This window comes from Nocardioides sp. WS12 (assembly GCF_014108865.1).
Lineage (GTDB): Bacteria > Actinomycetota > Actinomycetes > Propionibacteriales > Nocardioidaceae > Nocardioides.
This window is the reverse complement of record NZ_CP053928.1, coordinates 1,502,095-1,521,668: the sequence shown is the minus strand read 5'-3', so window position 1 is coordinate 1,521,668 and position 19,574 is coordinate 1,502,095. Positions and strand designations below refer to the sequence as shown.

Annotated in this window: 18 protein-coding genes; 2 read left to right on the top strand and 16 right to left on the bottom strand. The window is 69.1% G+C overall.

All coding sequences use genetic code 11. The annotated features are described in order from the left end of the window. Position 1: 1 nt before the first annotated feature. Both HRC28_RS07125 and HRC28_RS07120 read right to left on the bottom strand, forming a co-directional pair. Positions 2 to 910 carry a hypothetical protein gene (locus HRC28_RS07125; protein ID WP_182379437.1) on the bottom strand — a complete coding sequence of 303 codons (909 nt, stop codon included), beginning with the start codon at positions 908 to 910 and terminating at the stop codon, positions 2 to 4. Next, on the bottom strand, positions 907 to 2,559 hold the full coding sequence (locus HRC28_RS07120) for a PEP-utilizing enzyme (RefSeq protein WP_202033255.1): 1,653 nt from the start codon (positions 2,557 to 2,559) through the stop codon (positions 907 to 909). Before HRC28_RS07120 ends, HRC28_RS07125 begins: the two co-directional genes overlap by 4 nt. A gap of 100 nt (positions 2,560 to 2,659) precedes the next feature. Between HRC28_RS07120 and HRC28_RS07115 the strand changes: the two genes are divergently transcribed. Then, complete coding sequence (locus HRC28_RS07115; protein ID WP_182379436.1) at positions 2,660 to 3,262, top strand: TetR/AcrR family transcriptional regulator; 603 nt, start codon at positions 2,660 to 2,662, stop codon at positions 3,260 to 3,262. A gap of 9 nt (positions 3,263 to 3,271) precedes the next feature. Here HRC28_RS07115 and HRC28_RS07110 read toward each other — a convergent pair whose 3' ends face one another. The 6 genes from HRC28_RS07110 to HRC28_RS07085 all read right to left on the bottom strand — a co-directional run bounded on the left by HRC28_RS07110 (position 3,272) and on the right by HRC28_RS07085 (position 9,258). After that, positions 3,272 to 4,525, bottom strand: a complete 1,254-nt coding sequence (locus HRC28_RS07110; RefSeq protein ID WP_182379435.1) for an FAD-dependent oxidoreductase — start codon at positions 4,523 to 4,525, stop codon at positions 3,272 to 3,274. Beyond that, positions 4,522 to 4,719: a ferredoxin gene (locus HRC28_RS07105; RefSeq protein WP_182379434.1), complete on the bottom strand. Its 198-nt coding sequence runs from the start codon at positions 4,717 to 4,719 to the stop codon at positions 4,522 to 4,524. Before HRC28_RS07105 ends, HRC28_RS07110 begins: the two co-directional genes overlap by 4 nt. 105 nt (positions 4,720 to 4,824) lie before the next feature. Then, positions 4,825 to 6,135, bottom strand: a complete 1,311-nt coding sequence (locus HRC28_RS07100) for an FAD-dependent oxidoreductase (protein ID WP_182379433.1) — start codon at positions 6,133 to 6,135, stop codon at positions 4,825 to 4,827. Positions 6,136 to 6,150: 15 nt separating this feature from the next. Beyond that, positions 6,151 to 7,317: an acyl-CoA dehydrogenase family protein gene (locus HRC28_RS07095; protein WP_182379432.1), complete on the bottom strand. Its 1,167-nt coding sequence runs from the start codon at positions 7,315 to 7,317 to the stop codon at positions 6,151 to 6,153. A gap of 2 nt (positions 7,318 to 7,319) precedes the next feature. Next, the gene (locus HRC28_RS07090; RefSeq protein WP_202033254.1) at positions 7,320 to 8,018 is read right to left on the bottom strand and encodes a hypothetical protein; all 699 of its coding nucleotides are present in this window, start codon (positions 8,016 to 8,018) and stop codon (positions 7,320 to 7,322) included. Positions 8,019 to 8,034: 16 nt separating this feature from the next. Beyond that, positions 8,035 to 9,258 (bottom strand): enoyl-CoA hydratase-related protein, encoded by a 1,224-nt coding sequence (locus HRC28_RS07085; protein WP_182379431.1) that lies wholly within the window; start codon positions 9,256 to 9,258, stop codon positions 8,035 to 8,037. Between the two features lie 69 nt (positions 9,259 to 9,327). Between HRC28_RS07085 and HRC28_RS07080 the strand changes: the two genes are divergently transcribed. Then, positions 9,328 to 10,611 carry an NAD(P)/FAD-dependent oxidoreductase gene (locus tag HRC28_RS07080; protein WP_182379430.1) on the top strand — a complete coding sequence of 428 codons (1,284 nt, stop codon included), beginning with the start codon at positions 9,328 to 9,330 and terminating at the stop codon, positions 10,609 to 10,611. A 6-nt stretch (positions 10,612 to 10,617) separates the two neighbouring features. On the opposite strand, the gene HRC28_RS07075 is transcribed toward HRC28_RS07080, so the two are convergent. The 8 genes from HRC28_RS07075 to HRC28_RS07040 are packed head-to-tail and all read right to left on the bottom strand — an operon-like array spanning position 10,618 to position 19,550. After that, the gene (locus HRC28_RS07075) at positions 10,618 to 11,808 is read right to left on the bottom strand and encodes an acetyl-CoA acetyltransferase (protein ID WP_182379429.1); all 1,191 of its coding nucleotides are present in this window, start codon (positions 11,806 to 11,808) and stop codon (positions 10,618 to 10,620) included. Continuing rightward, positions 11,808 to 13,151, bottom strand: coding sequence for an OB-fold domain-containing protein (locus HRC28_RS07070; RefSeq protein ID WP_182379428.1), 1,344 nt, complete (start codon positions 13,149 to 13,151; stop codon positions 11,808 to 11,810). Before HRC28_RS07070 ends, HRC28_RS07075 begins: the two co-directional genes overlap by 1 nt. After that, positions 13,148 to 14,368, bottom strand: a complete 1,221-nt coding sequence (locus tag HRC28_RS07065) for an acetyl-CoA C-acetyltransferase (protein WP_202033253.1) — start codon at positions 14,366 to 14,368, stop codon at positions 13,148 to 13,150. The genes HRC28_RS07070 and HRC28_RS07065 overlap by 4 nt, the downstream gene beginning before the upstream one ends. A gap of 9 nt (positions 14,369 to 14,377) precedes the next feature. Then, positions 14,378 to 15,643 carry an acetyl-CoA hydrolase/transferase family protein gene (locus HRC28_RS07060; RefSeq protein ID WP_182379427.1) on the bottom strand — a complete coding sequence of 422 codons (1,266 nt, stop codon included), beginning with the start codon at positions 15,641 to 15,643 and terminating at the stop codon, positions 14,378 to 14,380. Continuing rightward, on the bottom strand, positions 15,640 to 15,927 hold the full coding sequence (locus HRC28_RS07055) for a hypothetical protein (RefSeq protein ID WP_237111733.1): 288 nt from the start codon (positions 15,925 to 15,927) through the stop codon (positions 15,640 to 15,642). Before HRC28_RS07055 ends, HRC28_RS07060 begins: the two co-directional genes overlap by 4 nt. Before the next feature lie 10 nt (positions 15,928 to 15,937). Further along, positions 15,938 to 16,498, bottom strand: coding sequence for an aromatic-ring-hydroxylating dioxygenase subunit beta (locus HRC28_RS07050; RefSeq protein WP_182379426.1), 561 nt, complete (start codon positions 16,496 to 16,498; stop codon positions 15,938 to 15,940). Next, positions 16,498 to 17,781, bottom strand: a complete 1,284-nt coding sequence (locus tag HRC28_RS07045; RefSeq protein ID WP_182379425.1) for an aromatic ring-hydroxylating dioxygenase subunit alpha — start codon at positions 17,779 to 17,781, stop codon at positions 16,498 to 16,500. The genes HRC28_RS07050 and HRC28_RS07045 overlap by 1 nt, the downstream gene beginning before the upstream one ends. Beyond that, a complete protein-coding gene (locus HRC28_RS07040; RefSeq protein WP_182379424.1) occupies positions 17,778 to 19,550 on the bottom strand; it encodes an AMP-binding protein in 1,773 nt (590 codons plus the stop codon). The genes HRC28_RS07045 and HRC28_RS07040 overlap by 4 nt, the downstream gene beginning before the upstream one ends. Positions 19,551 to 19,574 lie beyond the last annotated feature (24 nt).

The window sequence follows — 19,574 nt, the reverse complement described above, 5'->3', positions numbered from 1 at the left end:
ATCAGTACACGCGGTGGACGATGCCCTGCTCGAAGAAGCCGGCACCCGTCCTTCCGTCGAGCTCGAGCTGCATGAAGTCGTCGTAGGTGCCGAAGGCCGGCCCGTCGGTCTCCGCGCCCATCGGCACGAAGAAGCCGGCCAGGCGGTCGGTCAGGGTGACCACCCGCACCGAGCCGTCGGCAAGGGTCAGCGTCCCGGCGAGGAACTGCGCGGCCGCCGTACGACGGAAGCCGATCCCGGTGATCGAGTGCGACCCGGCGGCGTCGATCACGAAGCCGTCGGCCTTCAGGACGCCGTCGGTGCCGAGGAACTTCATGGCGGTCACGAACACTCCGTCGAAGACGCCCACCAGTCCGGCGTACTCGGCCCACTGGGCCGACTCGTCGCGGAAGCCCCAGGTGCGGTCGCGCATGCCGAAGCCGTCGACGTCGTACCTCTCTCCGTCGGCTTCGAAGGTGCCGACCAGGCGGCAGGCCTGCTGGAAGTGCTGCAGCGGCTTGCCCGGGACGAGCTCCGGAATCAGGTCGGTCGTGGAGTAGTCGGCAGGCTGGTGAATCGGCGAGTTGGTCAGTCGAGCGACGAGGTCCGGATGGTCAACGGTGATCGTGCCGTCGAGGCCGAAGGAAATGCTCTGGCTGGTGAAAGTGCCCGGGTCGAGCTCCTCGATCACCTCGACGACGCGGCCGCCCTCGCCCCCCAGGAGGACCGAGCAACGTGCGCGGCGGGCGCCGGTGCCGTTGGGCGAGGTGGACACGTGGAAGGTGCCGAAGACCTGGCGCTCGGTGTCCCAGAAGGACAGGTAGCCGTTGTCCTTCCACACCGGGTCACCGGGACCCGCCGCGTCGTTGTGGATCGGCTCGGCGAGCGGCCCCCACAGGGTGCTGCCGGGGGTCTCGGTCGTGGTGGTCATGCGGTGACTCCTTCAGGGTGGGTGGTGGTCAGTGAGGCCCGTTCGAGGACCTCGACAGTGCCGGCCCGGCCGTCGACGCGAACCAGGTCGCCGTCGCGCAGGACCCGGGTGCCGGTGCCGGTGTTCATCACGCAGGGGATGTCGAGCTCGCGGGCGACGACCGCCGCGTGGCTCATCAGGCCGCCGATGTCGACGACGAGCGCGCCCGACAGGAACATCAGCGACACCCAGGCCGGGTCGGTGGTGTGGGCGACGAGGATGTCGCCCTCCTCGATCTCGACGTTCGAGGGATCGTGGGCCACGACGACGCGGCCTTCCACGACGCCGGGGCAGGCGCCGATGCCGGCCAGGGCCAACGCCCCGGCCGGGTCGTCCGCGACCACGACCTCCTGGGGAACCGGCTGTCCAGTCCAGGCCGACGGCACCGTCAGCTGCTGGAACTCGCGCCGCTGCAGCTTGCGTGCGTCGACCGTCGCCCGAAGGTCCGGACGGTAGCGGAGGAACGGATCCCCCAGCTCCTGGACAGTGAGGTACGTCGTGTCGTCGGCGTGGTCGAGCCGGTCAGCGGCGACCAGGTCGGCCCCGACCCGGCGAGCGGCCCCGCGCAGGACGTCCAGGCTCTGCAGGTACGACACCTTGCCGACTCCGCGCAGCGGGATGAATCGGCGCGCGAGGCGCAGCACGAGGCGGGCCTTCAGGCGCCCCGCCGCACCACCGGCCGTGGCCATCACTGCGGCTTCGGCGCGTTCGCGCTCGGCACGGTGGTCGGCATGACGAGCGTCGGGCGCTTCGTGGTCCGGCTTGGCGGCGTACTGCGCCACGATCCGTCGTACGGGCTCCGGGTCCTCACGCCACACGCGGGTGGCGACCTCGCCCTCCCCCGGTCCGTGGTAGCCGTGGCGTCGCAGGAACTCGTCGAGGGACAGCGTTCCTCGCGAGACCAGCCACAGGTCGCCCAGGACCGCGCTCTCCTCATGGGGCGTTCCCCGCAGCAGTGCGGACCCGTCGACCCCGGCGGACTGGGCGAGCTTGTCGAGGTGCTCCTGGATCGGCTGGATCGCGGCGGCGCTGATCAGGGCCTGAGCTGCGAGGCTCTCCGCGAACCGGCGGTCCGCCTCGACGACGAGCCGTTGGCTGGCGGCAAGATCAAGCGTGTCCATACGAGCGATCTCGACCCGCCACCAGGCATCGGTCCGCGCGCGCAGGTCCTCGACTCGGCGAGCGATCGTGGCAAGGGTGCGGGGATAGCGGGCCAGGATGAACGGGACCCGGCGCAGCGACGGGTTGCTCTCGTAGCCCGGCGGCACATAGCCGAAGAAGTCGCGCGACAGGGCCTCGCCACTCTGCCCGGGCACCAGGTCACCGATCTCGCACAGGAAGTCGACACGAACGGCCATCCGACCGAAGAACGCGTTGGTGATCCGGTCGGCCGGGTCGGCCGGGATCTCCTTGCGTGCGGTCTCGAGCACTCCCATCGCGTGGAAGGGCAGGCGCAGTCCGGTCTCGCTGGCCGGAACCCAGGCGCTGGCGGTCAGCGGCGTCATCACGCCGGGGACGGCCTCGGCGAGGTTGATCGACGACCACGACGAGCCCAGTGGTGCGACCGCGTGGAGGACTTCGACGTCCTCGTCGGTGGGGTGTTGCGGCATCCGATGCATCCTTCGTTTTTAATGACCTCTAAAAACGAATGTACGTTGTACAGTCGTCGATGGCAAGCAGAATCTGTGACCCGGCTCACGAGAGGAAGTCATGGCACGCATCGCAGGGCTCGACGTCCCCGGCATCGTGAAAGCGGCGCTGGCCATCGCCGACCGCGACGGCCTCGACAAGCTCACGATGCGCCGACTCTCGGCCGAGCTCGGCGTCACGCCGATGGCGACGTACCACCACGTCAGCGGCAAGGAGGAGCTCCTCGACCTGGTCATCGACGAGTCCATTGGCCAGCTCGGTTTCGCCGAAAGCGGTGACCCGGAAGCGGTCATCGTCGACTGGTTCCTGCGGCTGCACGACCTGCTGATCGAGCACCCGGCCATCGGACAGGCCTCAGCCGGGCGACAGATCGTCGGCCCGCAGGCCACCCAGGTGGGCATCACCCTCAGCCGGATGGCCGAAGGGGTCTGCCACGACCTGGACCGCGCCGCCCAGATGGTCGTCGCGGGATTCTGGCTCACCCTCGGCAGCGGCCTGCACCGCGCCTCACGCCACCCCGGCGGCTACGGCGCCGAGGACCAGGCCGTCGGCTCAGTCGACGACGAGCGAGAACTGCTCGGCCGGGTGCTGGCGGCCGCCGGGCAGGACGACCAGTTCAGCCGCAGCCTCGCCCTGCTCATCCGCAGCCACCTCCACCCCTGACGGGGCGCGTCAAACCGCGGCGAGCTTCTCCTCATGCGCGATCCGGCGCTTCTCGGCGAAGGCCAGGGCGTCCTCCCACGAGCCGCCCTTCATGATCTGCACGCGGTACTTCATGATCTCGGCCTGGCCGTTGACGGTCAGTGCACCGATCAAGCGGTCGTCGCGGCGGTAGAGCGCTACCCAGCGCGACCCACCACCCGGATCGCCATCGACCAGCACGACCTCGTCAGCCTCGGGCGAACCGACGAACTGGATCCGGACGTCGTACCAGTCGGACCAGAAGTACGGCACGGTCCCGTAGGCCTTGGCGTTCTCCGGATCCAGCGCGTTGCGCGCTGCGGCGGCACCCTGCTCGGCGGCAGCCGTCCAGTTCTCCATCCGCTGGCGCTCCCCCATGGTCGGGTTGATCCAGCTCGCGACGTCGCCAGCGGCGTAGACGCCGGGCACGCCGGTCCACAGGTTCTCGTCGCAGACGATGCCGTTCTCGATGGTCAGGCCCGAACCCTCGAGCCAGCCAACCGAGGGGATCACGCCGATCCCGACGACCACGAGGTCGGCCTCGATCGTCGTGCCATCAGCAAGGACCACCCGCTCGACCTTGCCGTCGCCCTCGATCGAGGCGACACCCACGCCACAGCGCAGGCTGGTGCCGTTCAGTTCATGCAGGGCCGCGATCGCGGCACCCATCTCGTGGCCCGTCGCCCGGACCAGCGGCGTGGGCAGGGCCTCGATGATCGTGGCCTCCAGACCACGCTTGCGAGCGGTCGAGGCGAGTTCGGAGCCGATGAAACCGGCGCCGATGACGACGGTGCGCGCACCAGCTTCGAGCTGGTCACGGATCGCCAGGGAGTCATTGAGGGTGCGCAGCGGATGAACACCATCCAGCCCCTCGGTCCCCGGCAGCAGCCGGGCGTGGGCACCGGTCGCGATCACGAGGGCGTCGTAGGCGATCTGGTCGCCACCGACCGTGATCCGCCGGGCAGCCGTGTCGAGCGCGGTCGCGGGCGAACCCAGCCGTACGTCGACGCTGAGCTCGTCGCGCAACGTCTCCTCGGTGCGAAAGAACGGCACTTCGGCCAGCTCGCCGGACTCCTCGGCAGCGCCGAGGAACGCCTTCGACAACGGCGGCCGGTCGTAGGGCAGGTGGTCCTCGGCGCCGATCAGCACGATCTCGCCGTCGAACCCGGTCTTGCGTGCGGCCTCGACCGCCCGCAACCCGGCGAGCGAGGCACCGACGACAACCAGACGGCGGGGATCGCTCACAGCGAGACGATCTTCAACGCCTCGGTCGGGCAGCCGGCGACGGCCTCCTCGACCTCCTGCAGTTCGTCGTCGCTGATCTCCTCCTTGAGGACGAGCAACTCACCGTCGTCGTTGACCTCGAAGAAGTCGGGCGCGAGGGACTCGCAGATCCCCAGACCCGTGCACTTGTCGAAATCGACCGTCACACACTTCATCGTCTTCTCACCTTCTCGCTGGGCTTCACTCCCACGATCATAACTCGACTTATGTTTTCTGGCGAGACTTCCGCGCCGTCTTTTTTTCTGCCTGTTAGAAACGTGTCAGCCGGCGGCAGGGCTGAACTGTGCAGCGACCTTGCCGACCACGATCTCGGCGGTCTCGGCACACGCCGTCGTGCCGCCGTTCGCGTACTCCTTGACCGCGTCGCCGACGTTCCAGAGCCCGACGAACGGGGTGTCGTGGGACATGTCGAAGCCCGCCACGGCCCGCTGCGGCGGCCAGCCGTCGCGCGTGGTGACCTTGCTGAGGATCCGGGCCCGCTGGTCGAAGCCGGGGATGGTCTCGCGCAGGTCCTCCATCAGCAGGGCGTACTCCGCGTCCTCGTCGAAGTCGCCGACCGACGGCTTCGGGACCGCCGTGCCGACGTACAGGTTCCAGCCCTCGGGGGCCATCTCCGGGCAACTGTCGGTGAAGTTGGCGATGTAGGCGAGGCGTCGGGAGTTCGCGAAGCTCAACATGCCGGGCGCCTCGATGAGGCGCTCCTGGCTGGCGAAGTTGACCGTGATCATCGCGGTCGGACGATCGTTGCGCTTGACCGTCTCCTGGAAGTCGGCGGGCACGTTCGCGACGCCGAGCAGTCCCACGGTCGCGGCCGGGCCGATGTTGCTGATCACGACAGGCGCCGTGACCGTCTCGCCGCCCGCCAGCACCACGCCGGTGATCCGGTCGCCGTCGAGGGTGATCTGCTCAACCGCCGCCGAGAGGCGCACGGTCCCGCCGTCACGCTCGATCGCACCCGCCAGCGCCTTCCAGACGCCGATCGATCCCTCGGGGTGGAAACCGAAGCGCTTGAAGGCGCTCTTGCGCGTGAAGTAGGTCAGGAACACCCGGGCCGGCAGGTCCTCGGAGCCGACCGCGAACACCGACGCGGCCATGTTGCGGAAGATGCCATGGACGCCCTCGTTCTTCGTGTACTTGTTCAGCCAGTCCTGGAGCGTGATCTGCTCTTCGGGCAGGCCCTCATCCTTGCGGGCGGCGCCGATGCCGCCGACGACCTTGGCGCCCTGGCGGGTCAGCTTCTGGAGCAGGAAGCCCCAGCCGCCGCCGGTGACGTCGACGTCCTTGCCCTTGATCCGGTAGAGGATCGGCGGGCTGGGCTCGCGGATCTCCCACGGGATGTCGAGCTCGCCGAAGGTGCGCTCGGTGATGCCACCGCACTCGATGACGATGGCACCATCGTTGATCTTGAAGCCGTCGACGTCCGTGGTCGACGCGCGACCACCGACCTTGTCGAGGCTCTCGACGACCAGGGTCCGGTAGCCCTGGTGCTGCAGGCGGGCCGCGGCGAAGAGTCCGCCGGCGCCGGCGCCGATCACGATGGCGTCGTACGACGAAGGGTTGTCGTTGTTCATGAGGTGACTCCTGTTTCAGTAGGACCGCGGCAGGCCGAGCGAGGTCTGCGCGACGAAGTTGAGGACCATCTCCCGGCTGACCGGGGCGGTCCGCATGAGGCGGGTGACGAACCAGAGCTCGGAGAGTCCGTACTCGTTCGCCAGCCCGTTGCCACCGTGGGTCTGGATGGCCTGGTCGAGCGCCTTGAGCGCCGCCTCGGCGCCGACGAACTTGGCGATGTTGGCGGCCTCTGCGACCCCGGCATCGCCCTCGTCATAGAGGACAGCAGCATTCTTGGTCGCCAACCGCGCGACCTCGACGTCGATGTGGGCCGCGGCAAGCGGGTGGGCCACACCCTGGTGCTGGCCGATCGGCACTCCCGACCAGACGGCGCGCGTCTTGGCGTACTCAGCGGCCTTCTCGATCGCGTAGCGACCGACGCCCGTCGTGATCGCGCCGACCAGGATCCGCTCGGGGTTGAGCGCAGCGAATACCTGACGCAGTCCCTGACCGGCCTCGCCGACGAGCGCTTCCGGGCCGACGTACACGTCGTCGAGGAAGACACTGAACTGCTTGTCCGGGGAGACGATCGAGGTGTCGATCTTCTGGTAGCTCAGGCCCGGGGCGTCCCGCGGCACCACGAAGATCGAGAGCCGCTTCTTCTCCGGCGTCGACAATTCGGCGTCGCGGGCGACGAGGAGGAGAGCATCCGACTGGTCGATCGCGGAGATGTAGTACTTCGATCCGCTGATCCGCCAGCCGTCGCCGTCACGGGTGGCGGTGGTCGCGACCTCGTGGCTGTTGGAGCCGGCGTCGGGCTCGGTGAGACCGAAGGCGACCTTCTTCGTGCCGTCGGCGATGCCGGGCAGCCAGGCCCGCTTGAGTGCGTCGGAGGCGTAGGTGGCGAGGATCGAGCCGATCATGGCGGGCGAGATCACCCACACCAGCATCGGCATGCCGTGGGCGGCGATCTCCTCGACCACCACAACGGCTTCCTGCATGCCGGCTCCCCCGCCGCCGTACTCCTCGGGGAGGTGCACGCCGAGCAGCCCGGCCTGGCCGAGTTCGGCCCACAGCTCGGTGATGTCCTCGTTGTTGCGGGACTTCTCGAGGAAGTACTGCTGGCCGTAACGGGCGCAGATCTTGGCGACGCTCTCGCGGATGGCGCGATGGTCGTCGGTGTCGCGGATGAGTCCGGGCACGGTCAGGCTCCTTGCAGGGTCGTGTCAGACGGAAGGCTCTTGTTGGCCTGTCGGCATGCCCAGGACATGACGAGCAGGAAGACGCAGTAGCTGGTGAGCGCGAGCCAGAAGACGAAGATCCCGTTCCAGGCGAACGGCCCGGTCTTGAAGAAGTAGGCCAACGGATCGGGCAGGAAGGAGAACGCGACGAAGAAGCTGAGGAAGGCGACCCACCGCGGCATCAGGGCTGCGGGGTCACGCAGGATCGCGATGCCGACGGCGAGATTCTGGACGATGAATGGCGTGATGCCGCAGAAGAGCAGGAGCCAGGCGAGGTCGCACAGCAGTACGACGTCGCCCGGATCGCGGTCGGAACGGAAGGCCGCCAGCGCGAAGATGAGGTGGGGGAACATGTTGACCACCACCGTCACGGTCGCGCTGATGATCTGAATGACGGCCAGGAGCGGCATTCCGCTCGGCTCCATGCGCCGCAGATGCAGCGAGATGAGCGCGAGCTGGGGGATCATCAGTACCACGCCAATGGACCCGATCAGGAAGCCGACCTTGACGCGCGTCGCGTTGTCGAGGAAGAACCGGGCCACCTCCTGCTCGTCACCGGGACCGATCGGCAACGGCAGGAAGCCGGCGATCAGCCAGCCGACGAGGGTGACCACGACGGCGAGCGGACCGCTGAGGGCGGCGTAGTCGGCGAGCTTCTTCAAGGTTTCTCCTGGGTGTTCAGAGACCGCGGAATGTCGGGCGCTGCTTGTTGAGGAAGGCGTCGATGGCGCCGCGCGCGTCCTCGGTGCTGGCCGAGGCGACGAGGCCGACGATCTCGGCGTCGAGCTGTTCGGGGAGGCTGCGGTCCCAGGACTCGCGGAGCAGGGCCCGCATCTGCGCAAAGGCACGGGTCGGACCGTTGGCCAGGCGTTGGGCGATGGCCACGCCCCGGACCCGGGCGTCTGCCGCGGGGACGACCTCGGCCACCAGACCCCAGTCGAGGGCCTGCTGCGCCGCGATCGGCTCGTTCAGGAGGTAGGCACGTGCAGCGCGGGCCGGGCCGATCCGTCGAGGCAGGTGCCACGTGCCGCCACCGTCTCCGCTGAGCCCGATCGCGGCGAACGCCGTCACGAAACGTGCGTCCTCGGCGGCCACGACGATGTCGGCGGCGTAGACGAACCCCAGGCCACCACCGGCGACCGCCCCCTGGGCCACGGTGACGATCGGTGCGTCGAGCATCGCCAACACCTGGAAGGCCAGGTGGAACGGCACCGTCATCTGGCGCAAGGTCGCACCGAGGTCGTCGCCGGCGTTCCCGGTGAAGTACCCGATGTCACCGCCAACAGTCAGGTCCGGACCTTCACCACAGATGAGTACGGCGCGAACGCTGGTGTCGCCGGCGATGCGGACCGCTGCAACGAGGAACTCGTCGGCGAGACGCTGGTCGATGGCGTTGCGGGCGTCGGGCCGAGCCAGGCAGAGCGTGGCGACGCCGTCGGCGACAGTGAGGTCCATGGTCTCGAGACCGAGGGGGGCCGCACCTTCGGACTCCAGAGCGCCGACGAAGGCGGTGGCGTCCGTGATCTGGGTGAGACCGCAGATCAACCCGTCGCGGAACTCCCACACGTGCGCGAACCAGGTCGTGAACGGCGTCCCGCTCTCCCGGCCGGTGCCGCGGTAGATGCCCTGCACCTGGAGGCGACCGTCGGCCGTTGCGGTGAAGGTCGAGGGCTCCGCCCGCACCCGCCAGTGCGCACCGATCGTGAACCAGCCGTCGCGAATCATCGCCCCAGCGCCGACGTGCTCGCCGCCGATCCCGAACGGAAGCCCCGGCGTGACCCGGCCGATGAAGTCGGCGGTCAGCGCCTGCTCGATGGCTGCGCGATCCCCGCCCGCCAGGGCGTCGTACAAACCCTCAACCAGGGTGCGGGCGGCCCGGGAGGCCGACGTTGCGTCGCTCACCTAATTGAATATAGATTAAATACGCACCGCGGGACAAGCCCCTGGGATGCACACCACAAGGAGGACGCCGTGCAGGTGATCGTGATCGGCGGCGGCGTTGCCGGCGCTGCAGCAGCACACAAGCTGAAGAGCAACGGCGCGCAGGTCATCGTCCTGGAGGCGGCGGATGCTGTCGGCGGGCGCACCCGCACGCTTCAGCGGGACGGATTCGCCATCGACACCGGCGCGATCTTCCTGATGGGGTCCTACGACCGCACCTTCGGCTTCCTCCGCGACAGCGGACACCGCCGCGACCTGACCCGCTGGCTGGCACTCGCCGCGGTCATCGACGACACAGAACGCCTGAACCCGGTGCGCTACGACCGGCCCTGGACCTTCCTGCGCCAACCCCAACTCCGGGTGCGGGACGCGGCCCGCATCGCGAAGACCGCAGTCCAGGGCGTGCTGAGCTCGCGGGTGCAGCCCTTCGCCCTGGACGAGCTCGCCGCCGCGGACGACGGCACGACCCTGGCCGACTGGTCGCGGGGATCGATGGGCGATCCGGCCTATCACGCCCTGATCCGCCCACTGATGGAGCCACTCACCGGAGCGGACCCCCATCGGATCAGCGCCGCGTTCACGCGCGCGCTCCTGCAGCAACCGCACCGGACCACCCTGGACGTCCCGCTCGGCGGGCTTGGGCAGGTCGTGAACTGGCTGTGCAAAGGCATCGACGTCCGCCTGGACACGCCCGTCCTCGACATCGCATCGCGCGGCGACCGGGTGGCCGTCCGTACGGCGACCGAAACCCTCGAAGCGGACGGCGTCGTGGTGGCCACCGACGTTCTCACTGCTCGCCAACTCGTCGGCGCGGTGGCCCCGACCGCAGTCCTCGACGCCCTCGACTCGGTCGAGCCGATCCACGCCTTCCACGTCTGGTTCGGCTACCGGACGGACCCGTGGCCCGGCGTCGCCCAGGACCTGGTGGTCGAGGGCACGACCGGTCCACACGCGACGTACGGCGTCCTGCTCAACAATCGACGCGCACCGGGATCCACTCCCCCAGGCGGCCAGTCCGTCAGCATCTACCTCGACCGCGAACAGGTCGGCGACCGGGATCGGGACGGCATCATCGCGCTCGCCCGCACCGCCGTCGATCGCGCCTTCGGACCGGCGGCTCCCGACCTCACCGAGGTGTTCGAGTGGCCGGTGACCCTGATCGCACCGGTGCCCGGGCACTACCGCCGGATGCAGACGGCGCGGGACAGCATGCCGCAGCGGATCCGGCTCGCTGGCGACTTCCTCACCCATTCCGGCATCGAGGGTGCGCTGCGATCCGGCGAGCAGGCAGCCGAGGACCTGCTTCGCACCTGATGCAGGTCAGCCGCGCTCGTTGCCCACCACGGACACGAACGACACGCAGCCGCCGGGGCGGCCTCCCAGGTTGTGGGTCAACGCAAGGCGGGGGTCGCCGAGCTGCCGCTCCCCCGCGTCGCCGCGCAACTGCAGGAAGGCTTCGTAGAGCATCCGCAGGCCACTCGCACCGACCGGGTGGCCGAACGACTTGAGCCCACCGTCGACGTTGACGGCCAGGCGGCCGTCGGCGTCGAACTCGCCCGCCAGGACGTCCTTCCAGGCCTGGCCGCGGTCGGCGAACCCGAGGTCCTCCATCAGCACGATCTCGGTCGGGGTGAAGCAGTCGTGCACCTCGGCGAGCGACAGTTGCGAGCGCGGATCGGTGATCCCTGCCTGCGCGTAGGCGTCCGCAGCGGAGTGGACGACCTCGGGGAACGTGGTGAAGTCGTACGCCGGGTCGAGTCCACCGCGCATCGGGCCGGAGGCCAGGGCCAGGGCCTTCACGAAGATCGGGCGGTCCGTGTAGTCGTAGGCATCCTCGGCACGGACGATCATCGCTGCGGCCGCACCGTCAGAGACGCCTGAACAGTCGAAGATGCCGAGTCGCCCGGCGACCTTCAGCGCACCTTCGATGGTCTCGCGGGAGACCTCCTTGCGGAACTGCGCCTTGGGATTGCGGGCGCCGTTGACATGGTTCTTCCACGCGACGTGCGTCATCGCCTCGCGCATCGCGATCGGATCGACGCCGTACTTCGCGGTGTAGGCCGGGTCCAGCAGCGAGAAGGCTGCCGGGGCCGTGAGCGAGAGTTCTGCGGCAGTGCCGTCCGAGGGCGGATCGGCACGCAGGAGCCCCGAGAAACCGGAGTCCTTGAGCTTCTCGACACCCACGGCCACCACCCGGTCGTAGGCACCGGAGGCGACGGCGTAGCAGGCATTGCGGAAGGACTCGGATCCCGTGGCGCAGTAGTTCTCGACACGGGTGACCGGCTTGTAATCGATCCCCAGCGGTCGGCTGAGCGTCAGTCCGCTCTGGCCCGAACCCAGGGTGCCCAGCCACCAGGCGTCGATGTCGTCACGCTGCACCCCTGCGGAGTCGAGCGCCTCCCCCACGGCTTCGATCAGCAGGTCATCGGTGGAGGACTCCCAGCGCTCGCCGAACCGAGTACAACCCATGCCGACGATGGCGACGGCGTCCTTGATTCCCTTGCTGGCCATCAGCGGACCCGTGCCTTCCAGAAGTAGTTGTGCACGGCGCCCGCGGTGAACAACCGACGGAACACCAGCGACACCTCGGAGCCGACATCAACCCGGTCCGGGTCGGCATCGGCCACTTCGAGCGTGGTCCGTCCACCGCCCTCGAAGTCGACCACCACATCAATCACCGGAGGCGAGGGCGAGAAGGCCAGACGGTCGATGGTGAACGTGGCCACGGTGCCGGTGCGATCGGCCAGCGACACGGTCTCCATCGCGTCGACCGCACTGCACGACCGGCACACCCGCAACGGCGGCACGTGGACGAAGCCGCACTCGATGCACCGCGTGCCGCCGAAGCCGAACTTCCACGCACTGGCGCGCGCCGACGGCGGTCCGGCAGGCCGGTCCGGCTCGGGGCGGCGGGGCAGTTCGCGATCGAGCAGTCCTCGCCAGGAGAGGTATGTCGGGTAGGGAATCGCACGCCCGGCTGCGATCTGGTCGGCAACGGTCCGCCCGGCGCGACGAGTCGGGAGCAGGTCCGTGGTGCGCAGCAGCAGTCCGTCACAACCGTCGACGGCCGACAGCACCAGCACGGTCTCCCCCGGACCTGCGACATCGAGCACGGCAGCCAGACCGAGCAACGGGTCCACTGATCCGGAGAAGCCGATCGGCGACCCGCTCGACGACAGGGCGCCCTTGACGAGAGCCCCGGCCCGCTTGGTGATTCCCGAGTTCCCGCTCGTGACGACGACGTGGTCGGCCTCGGCCAGACCGGCCTCGTCGAGCAGCCGCGCGGCCACGGCACGGACCAGGTCGGCGTACTGCTCGAAGCCGAAGCGTTCCTCCCACTGCTCGCCCGTCGTGCGTTGCGGGTCGCGCCAGCGGTCCAGCACTTCGAGGGTCTCGCTCGCGACACCGAGGACCTCGGCAATCAGATCGCTCTCGCCGAACAGGAGGGCGGCAGCGCCGTCGCCACCGGACTTCTCGTCCGCGGAGCCCGGCTTGCCGATCCGGACGTCGGCCGCGACCACCAGGCCGCCCGATGCCAGCGCGGCGCGGACACCCGCGAAGGTCGATCGCGCCGATCCAACGAGATCCGCAGCCGGCACCGCCGAGGGGAGCCGCAGCGCGGCATGCACCGCAGCGGCGTTCGTCTTGTCGAGGTACGGCGGCGAAGTACTCGCCCACCACAACGAACCCGGCGCGGTGCGGACGAGCTCGCGCGCGGCTTCGACGGCCATCGTCGTGGCGTCCTCGTCGAAGGACGCGACGACCCGCGTCCCGCGGACCCCACTGTCACTCCCGAGGCGGTACGACGGCAGGTAGGCGCCGTAGCCCACCAGACCGATCGCTGCGCCGCTCATCCGTGGACACCGCGGAACAGCGCGGCGATGCCCTGGCCGCCACCGATGCACATGGTCTCGAGTGCGAGGCCGCCGCGGCGACGGTCGAGTTCGTGCAGCATGGTGGTGAGGATCCGCACGCCGGTGGCACCGATCGGGTGTCCGAGCGAGATGCCGGAGCCGTTGACGTTGAGGCGGCTGTCGACTTCGTCGAGCTTCACGCCCCAGCCGGCCAGGACAGCCAGGACCTGCACCGCGAACGCCTCGTTGATCTCGATCAGGTCCAGGTCGTCGAAGGTGACGCCGGTGCGTGCGAAGAGGCGCTGCACTGCGGCAACGGGTCCGATGCCCATCATCGACGGCTCGACGCCGGCGGCGGCCCAGCCCTCGAACCAGGCGATCGGCTCGAGGCCGAGCTCCTCGAGCTTGTCCTCGGCCACGACCAGACAGGCCGCGGCGGCATCGTTCTGCTGGGCGGCGTTGCCGGCGGTCACCGTGCCGCCGGGGCTGATCGCCCGGAGCCGACCGAGGGTTTCCAGGGTCGACTCCGGACGAATGCCCTCGTCCCGGTCAAAGACCACGGCGTCCCCACGACGCTGCGGGACCGAGACGGAGACCACTTCGTCGGCGAAGACACCCGACTCCCAGGCTGCCGCGGCGTTCGCGTGGCTGCGCACGGAGAAGGCATCGGCCTCCTCGCGGCTGATGCCGTAGTGGGTGGCCAGGTTCTCAGCGGTCTCAATCATCCCGCTGATCGGACCGAATCGCTCCTCGGGCTGGGAGCGTTCCCGTCCGCGGTCGAGGCGGTCATAGAGGGTCTGGTTGCCCGAGCGCGAGCCCCATCGGGCCGTGGTCGTGTAGTGCTCGATGTTGCTCATCGACTCAACGCCACCAGCGATGACGACATCGGCCGCGCCGGTCTGCACCGTCATCGCCGCGGTGATGACGGCCTGCAATCCACCGCCGCAGCGACGGTCGATCTGGAAGCCGGGCACCTCAATCGGCAGGCCCGCGGCCAGCGCGGCCCAACGGCCGATGCACGGCGCTTCGGAGTTGGAGTAGGACTGGGCGAAGGCCACGTCCTCGATCCCCGTCGGGTCGACGCCCGTTCGCTCCACGAGAGCGCGGATCACGTCAGCGGCGAGATCTTCGGCACGGACTGGCTGCAGTGTCCCACCGAAGGTGCCGACCGCGGTGCGTACGGGACCGACGATGGCGACGCGTCTCAAACTGGTCATGAGGTTCTCCTAGGCCGACGCCAGCACGCTGTCGGCGTGGGCATCGAGGTCTGCTCGGTGGGCCGGGTCGGCGACGGCGATCATCCGCTCGACCCGCTGGCTCAAGGTGGCACCGCGGAGATCCGCGACACCGTGGTCGGTCACGATGACGAGACCCTCGGACCGGGGCGTCGAGACCGGACCCGAGAGACGGTTGACGATCCGGCTCTGCCCGCGGGCGAGCGACGGGAGCGCCACGATCGGGATGCCTCCGGAGGATCGGTCGGCCCCACGGAGGAAGTCGACGGCACCGCCGACCGCGCCGACGTATCGCCCGCCGGCGAGCTCGGAGTTGACCTGCCCGGTCAGGTCCACCTCGATCGCCGCGTTGATCGCGACGAGCTGGTAGGACGAAGCCAGGACGGCGGGGTCGTGCGTGTAGGACGTCGGTCGCAGCTGGACGGCGGAGTTGTGGTGCGCCCACTGGAACAGTGCGCGGGTCCCGCCGAAGAGCCCACCCACGGCAACGCCGGGATCGTTGGTCTTACGGGATCCGTTGGCGGCCCCCGACTCGATCAGGCGCATCGCGGTGTCGTTGATGATGCCCGAGTGGATGCCGAGATCGCGGTGGCCATGAAGCTCCGCAAGCACGGCTTCCGGCAGGGCACCGATACCGAACTGGAGAGTGGCGCCGTCCGGCACCAGCTGCGCGACCCGACGGGCAACGGCTCGGGTGTCGTCACCGACGGGAGGCGTGGGCAGTTCACCGGGCGGACGCGAGGTGTGGATCGCCGCGGCCCACTGGTCGGCCGTCAGCGTGCGAGCCCCCTGCGTGAAGGGCACCTGGTCGTTGATCTCGGCGATCACCACGCGCGCCGTGTCGATCGCGGCAGAGAAGTAGTCATCACCCAGACCGAGACTGTGGCGACCCTGCTCGTCGGGCGGCGAGACCTGGACGAGGACGACGTCGCAGTGGAAGTCACCACCGGACAGCAGCGCGGGCAGCGTCGAGTAGTGCACGGGCCAGATCTCGAGCCGCTCGGCAGCGTGCAGGCGGGCGTTGCTGCCGGCGCCGCAGTAGGAATGCACGGTCAACGAGTCCGGGACGGTGTCCGCCGTCAGCGCCGACTGCGCCGGGATCCCGACAAAGCAGCGCAGCTGCCCGATCCGGTCAGCCTGTTGTACGAGCAGTTCGACCAGGGTGGTCGGCTCGGCGCAGGTCTGCCCCCAGGTGATCGTGTCCCCAGGCCGGACGTAGCGCGCCAGGTCAAGGGCAGCCGGGTTGTGCTCGCTCACCCACGCCACCGCTCGTGCGACGGGTCGAGCAACTGGGTGAGATGCCCCTCGCCCAGCCACACCAGCGATTCCAGTTCGAGCGCGTCGAGGAACCGGACGCGCCCCGTGCGCAGGTCTTCGACGCGCAACCGGACGGAGTTGCCGTCCTGGTCGAGCTTGATCGCCACGGAGGCGAACTCGCTCTCGACCACCTTGCCGGCGCCGATCGTGACCGCTCCCGAGGTCTCGTCGAACCGGATGTCGTGGCGCGGGCCGTCGGCTGCGGCGGGGTGGGTCTCGGTCATGGCGCATTCCTCAGATCAGGAAGCCGAGCGTGGGCACGGCTTGCTCGTTGTCGACCAGGACGACCTTCTTGTAGGCGAGCAGGATCTGGCCGTCGACGCGACGCAGGCGGTACGTCGTACGACCGCCCCACAGGGTGTTGCCGCGCGGACGCGACTCGAACGCCAGCACGTTGGCGCCGATCTCGATGTCGACACCGCCCTCCGCGTTCGCCCGACCGCCGAGGAGCTCGACGTTGCCGATGATGCGACGCAGGTTGGACGGCGGTGCCTGCGCGTAGCGCTTGCCCGTCTTCACCTGCTTCATCCGCGTCGAGATGCGGCTGCGGTTGTCGAAGATGATCGACACCGTCGTCCGCGGGTGGTCACCCTCACCGTCGACCGGCACCCAGTAGATCGCGTCGTCGGTCCACAGCGCCTCCCAGCCGTCGTAGTCGTTCTCGTCGGCGAGCCGTGCTTCGCGGTAGAGGAACTGTTCGACTTCCCGGGCCTCCCACCCGTCCGGGACGTCCAGCAACTCCGTGCCGTTGTCGGGGCGCGGCGGCAGCCCTTGCTCGATCGTCTGCTGAGCCATCAGTCTTCCGCCTCCATCAGCGACTTGTAGTGGTTCCAGAACCCGCGCATCCCGGTCTCGTCGGTCGCGGTGCCGATCGTGAAGCCGTCCTCGTCGACGCTCTCGCGGTGCAGCCCACGCCGTACGTCGAGCCACTCGGGGTCGGCCATCGCCACCCCGCGCTGGTTGCGCTCGTACATCTCGGTGTCGTCGGCGAGCAGCATGCCCGCCGGACCGACCGAACCGATCGACTGCGACACCATCCGCATGTTGAGCTCGTGGCCGCCGTCGAACTGCACGGCGGTGGCGTACTGGACGCACTCGCCGACGGCGACCGGCTGGATGTTGAAGACCTGGATCTCGGCGATGAACAGGTTGGGGAAGATCATCACGTGGGGCGCGCCCTCGATCATGAGGCGATCGGCGTCCTCGCCGTGCGCTTCCTTCATGGCTGCCACGTAGTTGGGCACCCGGTCGGGGGTCGTCCCGAACCAGCGCATCGGCTCCGCGAACCCGCGGAACTCCGGGCGCAGGTCGTTCTCGCTGTGCCCGTCCCCGAGGTTGCGGGTGACGGCTGTCGAGTTGTCGCTGTAGAGCTCGCCGATCGGGCTGCCGGTCACACCGAAGATCGAGCCGTGCACGAACTGCGGGTGGTAGCCGTCGGTCTCGTTCTCGGCGAGGAACTTCCAGTTGGAGCGGGTCTTGTGGCGCAGCCAACCGGCATCCAGCGACACCTTGCCCTCCGGGGAGAGGCCGACGAGCCGGTCGATCTCGCCCTTCGCGGCGCCGAGGTGGTCCTCGAGGCTCTGGCCCTCGGCGGCGAGGCTGCCGAAGACGAAGCCCTGGTACGACGCGACGCGGGCCACCTTGCCCATGCCGAGCGGCAGCTGCTTCTTGCCGCCGTACCCCTTGTTGTAGGGGTAGCCGAGCAGCTCGCCCGTGTTGCGGTAGGTCCAGCCGTGGTACGGGCACCGGAAGGAGCTGGAGTTGCCTGCCTTGTCGTCGCAGACCTGGAGACCGCGGTGCGCGCACCGGTTGATCAGGAGGTGGACCTCACCCTCCTTGTCGCGGGTCATCACGACGTCCTGGTCGGCGAGCTGCTTGCGGACGTAGTCGTTGACCTGCGGCACCTCGCTCTCGTGGCCGACGAAGACCCAGGTCTTGTGCCAGATCTTGCGCAGCTCCTCGGCGAAGATCGACGGGTCGGTGTAGAGAGTGCCGTGCACCCGGGCCGGCTGGATCAGCCGGTCGTACCGGCTGCCGCCTTCCTGGACCTCGGACTCGGACGGGACCACAGCGGTCATGACTTCTCTCCTTGGGGCGGGACAGACTGGGCGACCAGTTCGACGAGCCGGAACTTCTGGACCTTGCCGGTCGCAGTGGTGGGCAGTTCAGTGGCGTCGAGGAACTCGACGCGCTTGGGGACCTTGAATCGGGCGAGGTGTTCGCGGGCGTGCGCGATGACTCCTTCGGCGGTGAGGGCGTCGCCCTCCGCGCCCGGAGCTCGGACGATGACGGCGCAACCGATCTCGCCCCAGCGGTCGTCGACGACCCCGACGGCGTACACCTGGCTGATGCCGGGGTGCGCGCCGAGGACCTCCTCGACCTCCTTGGGCATGACCAGCTCGCCGCCGGACTTGTAGACCTCCTTGCTGCGGCCGGTGAGGACGAGATAGCCGTCCTCCCGCACCTGGCCGAGGTCACCGGAGTGCAGCCAGGTCGTTCCGTCAGCGGCCGAGTGGAGCGCGGCAGCGGTCTCCTCGGGCTTGGCGTGGTACCCGAGCATCGTGGTCGGGCCGGACGAGGTCAGCTCACCGACGGCTCCGTCAGGAAGCACCTCTCCAGTGCCCGGGTCCACGGTCCGGTAGACGCACAGGGTGCCGTGGCCATCCACGCCGGCAGAGCCGGCCAACTTCGGCCGACCGACGGTCGTGGACGTCAGCACCAGGTCGTCCTCGGGCAGCGTCAGGGTCATCGCGCCACCGCACTCGGTCATGCCGTAACCGGTGACGATCTCGCTGACGCCGAAGTCCCGCTCGACCTGCTCCCACAGCCAGACCGGCGCAGGGGCCGAGCCACAGAGCACCGCGGTCAGGCTGGAGACGTCCGCGTCGACGCGCAACGGCGACTCGACGAGAGCAACGGCCATCGTCGGGACACAGAGCATGTCCGTGGCGCGATGCTTCTCGATCGCGGTCAGATAGGCCTCGGCGCTGAACGAGGGCAGCATGATGACCGCGCCGCCGACGTACGTCGCCGACAGCAGGCCTTCGACGTATCCGAACATGTGGTAGGAGGGAAGCGAGAAGAGGATCCGCCGACCGTCCTCGTAGGCGCGGGTCAGCGCGGACGCATAGCCCGTGCGCAGGACCGCATCGTGCGTGACCTGGACGCCCTTGGGGGAGCCCGTGCTGCCCGACGTGTAGAGCAGGTCGGAGACGTCGTCAGGTCCGTGGCCGGCACCGGCCGACGCGCCCGGGTTCTGGGCGCCGAGATCGGACAACGCGGTCCCCGTGAAGGCCCCGGGGCGAATCAGGAGGTCGGGGCGCTCCACGAGAACCACGTGACGCAGCCCGTCGGGCGCGTCGTCTCCGACCGCAGGGCGATCGGAGAACTCGGGGGTGTCCCAGCCCGGCACGATGGCGTCGAGCATGCCGGCGTGGTCGAGGTTCTGGAATCCGGCGTTGGTGACCAGCACCGTGCATGCGGACTGTGTGAGGACGTACCGCAGCTCGTCGGTGCGGTACAGGAAGTTGAAGGGAATCGCGACGGCGCCGGCACGGGCGATCGCGAACTTCCAGGTGACGAACTCGGCATAGTTGGCCATCAGCAGGCCGACCCGGTCGCCGCGGCGAACGCCCAGGGCCGCGAGGCCGTCGGCCAGGCGGCGCGACTCCGCCGCGACGTCGTCGTAGGTGAGCACGCGCTCGTCGGTGACCACGAAGTCACGCTCGGGGAACTCGTCGGCGCAGACATCGAGCCAGGCATCGAGGGTGCGGGGCGTCCACGTGGCGAAGCGTTCGCGCAGTGCAGCACGACGGTCGGCGATGGTGCCAGCGTTCGAGTGGGTCACGAGATCCTCCGTTCTTTAATCTAG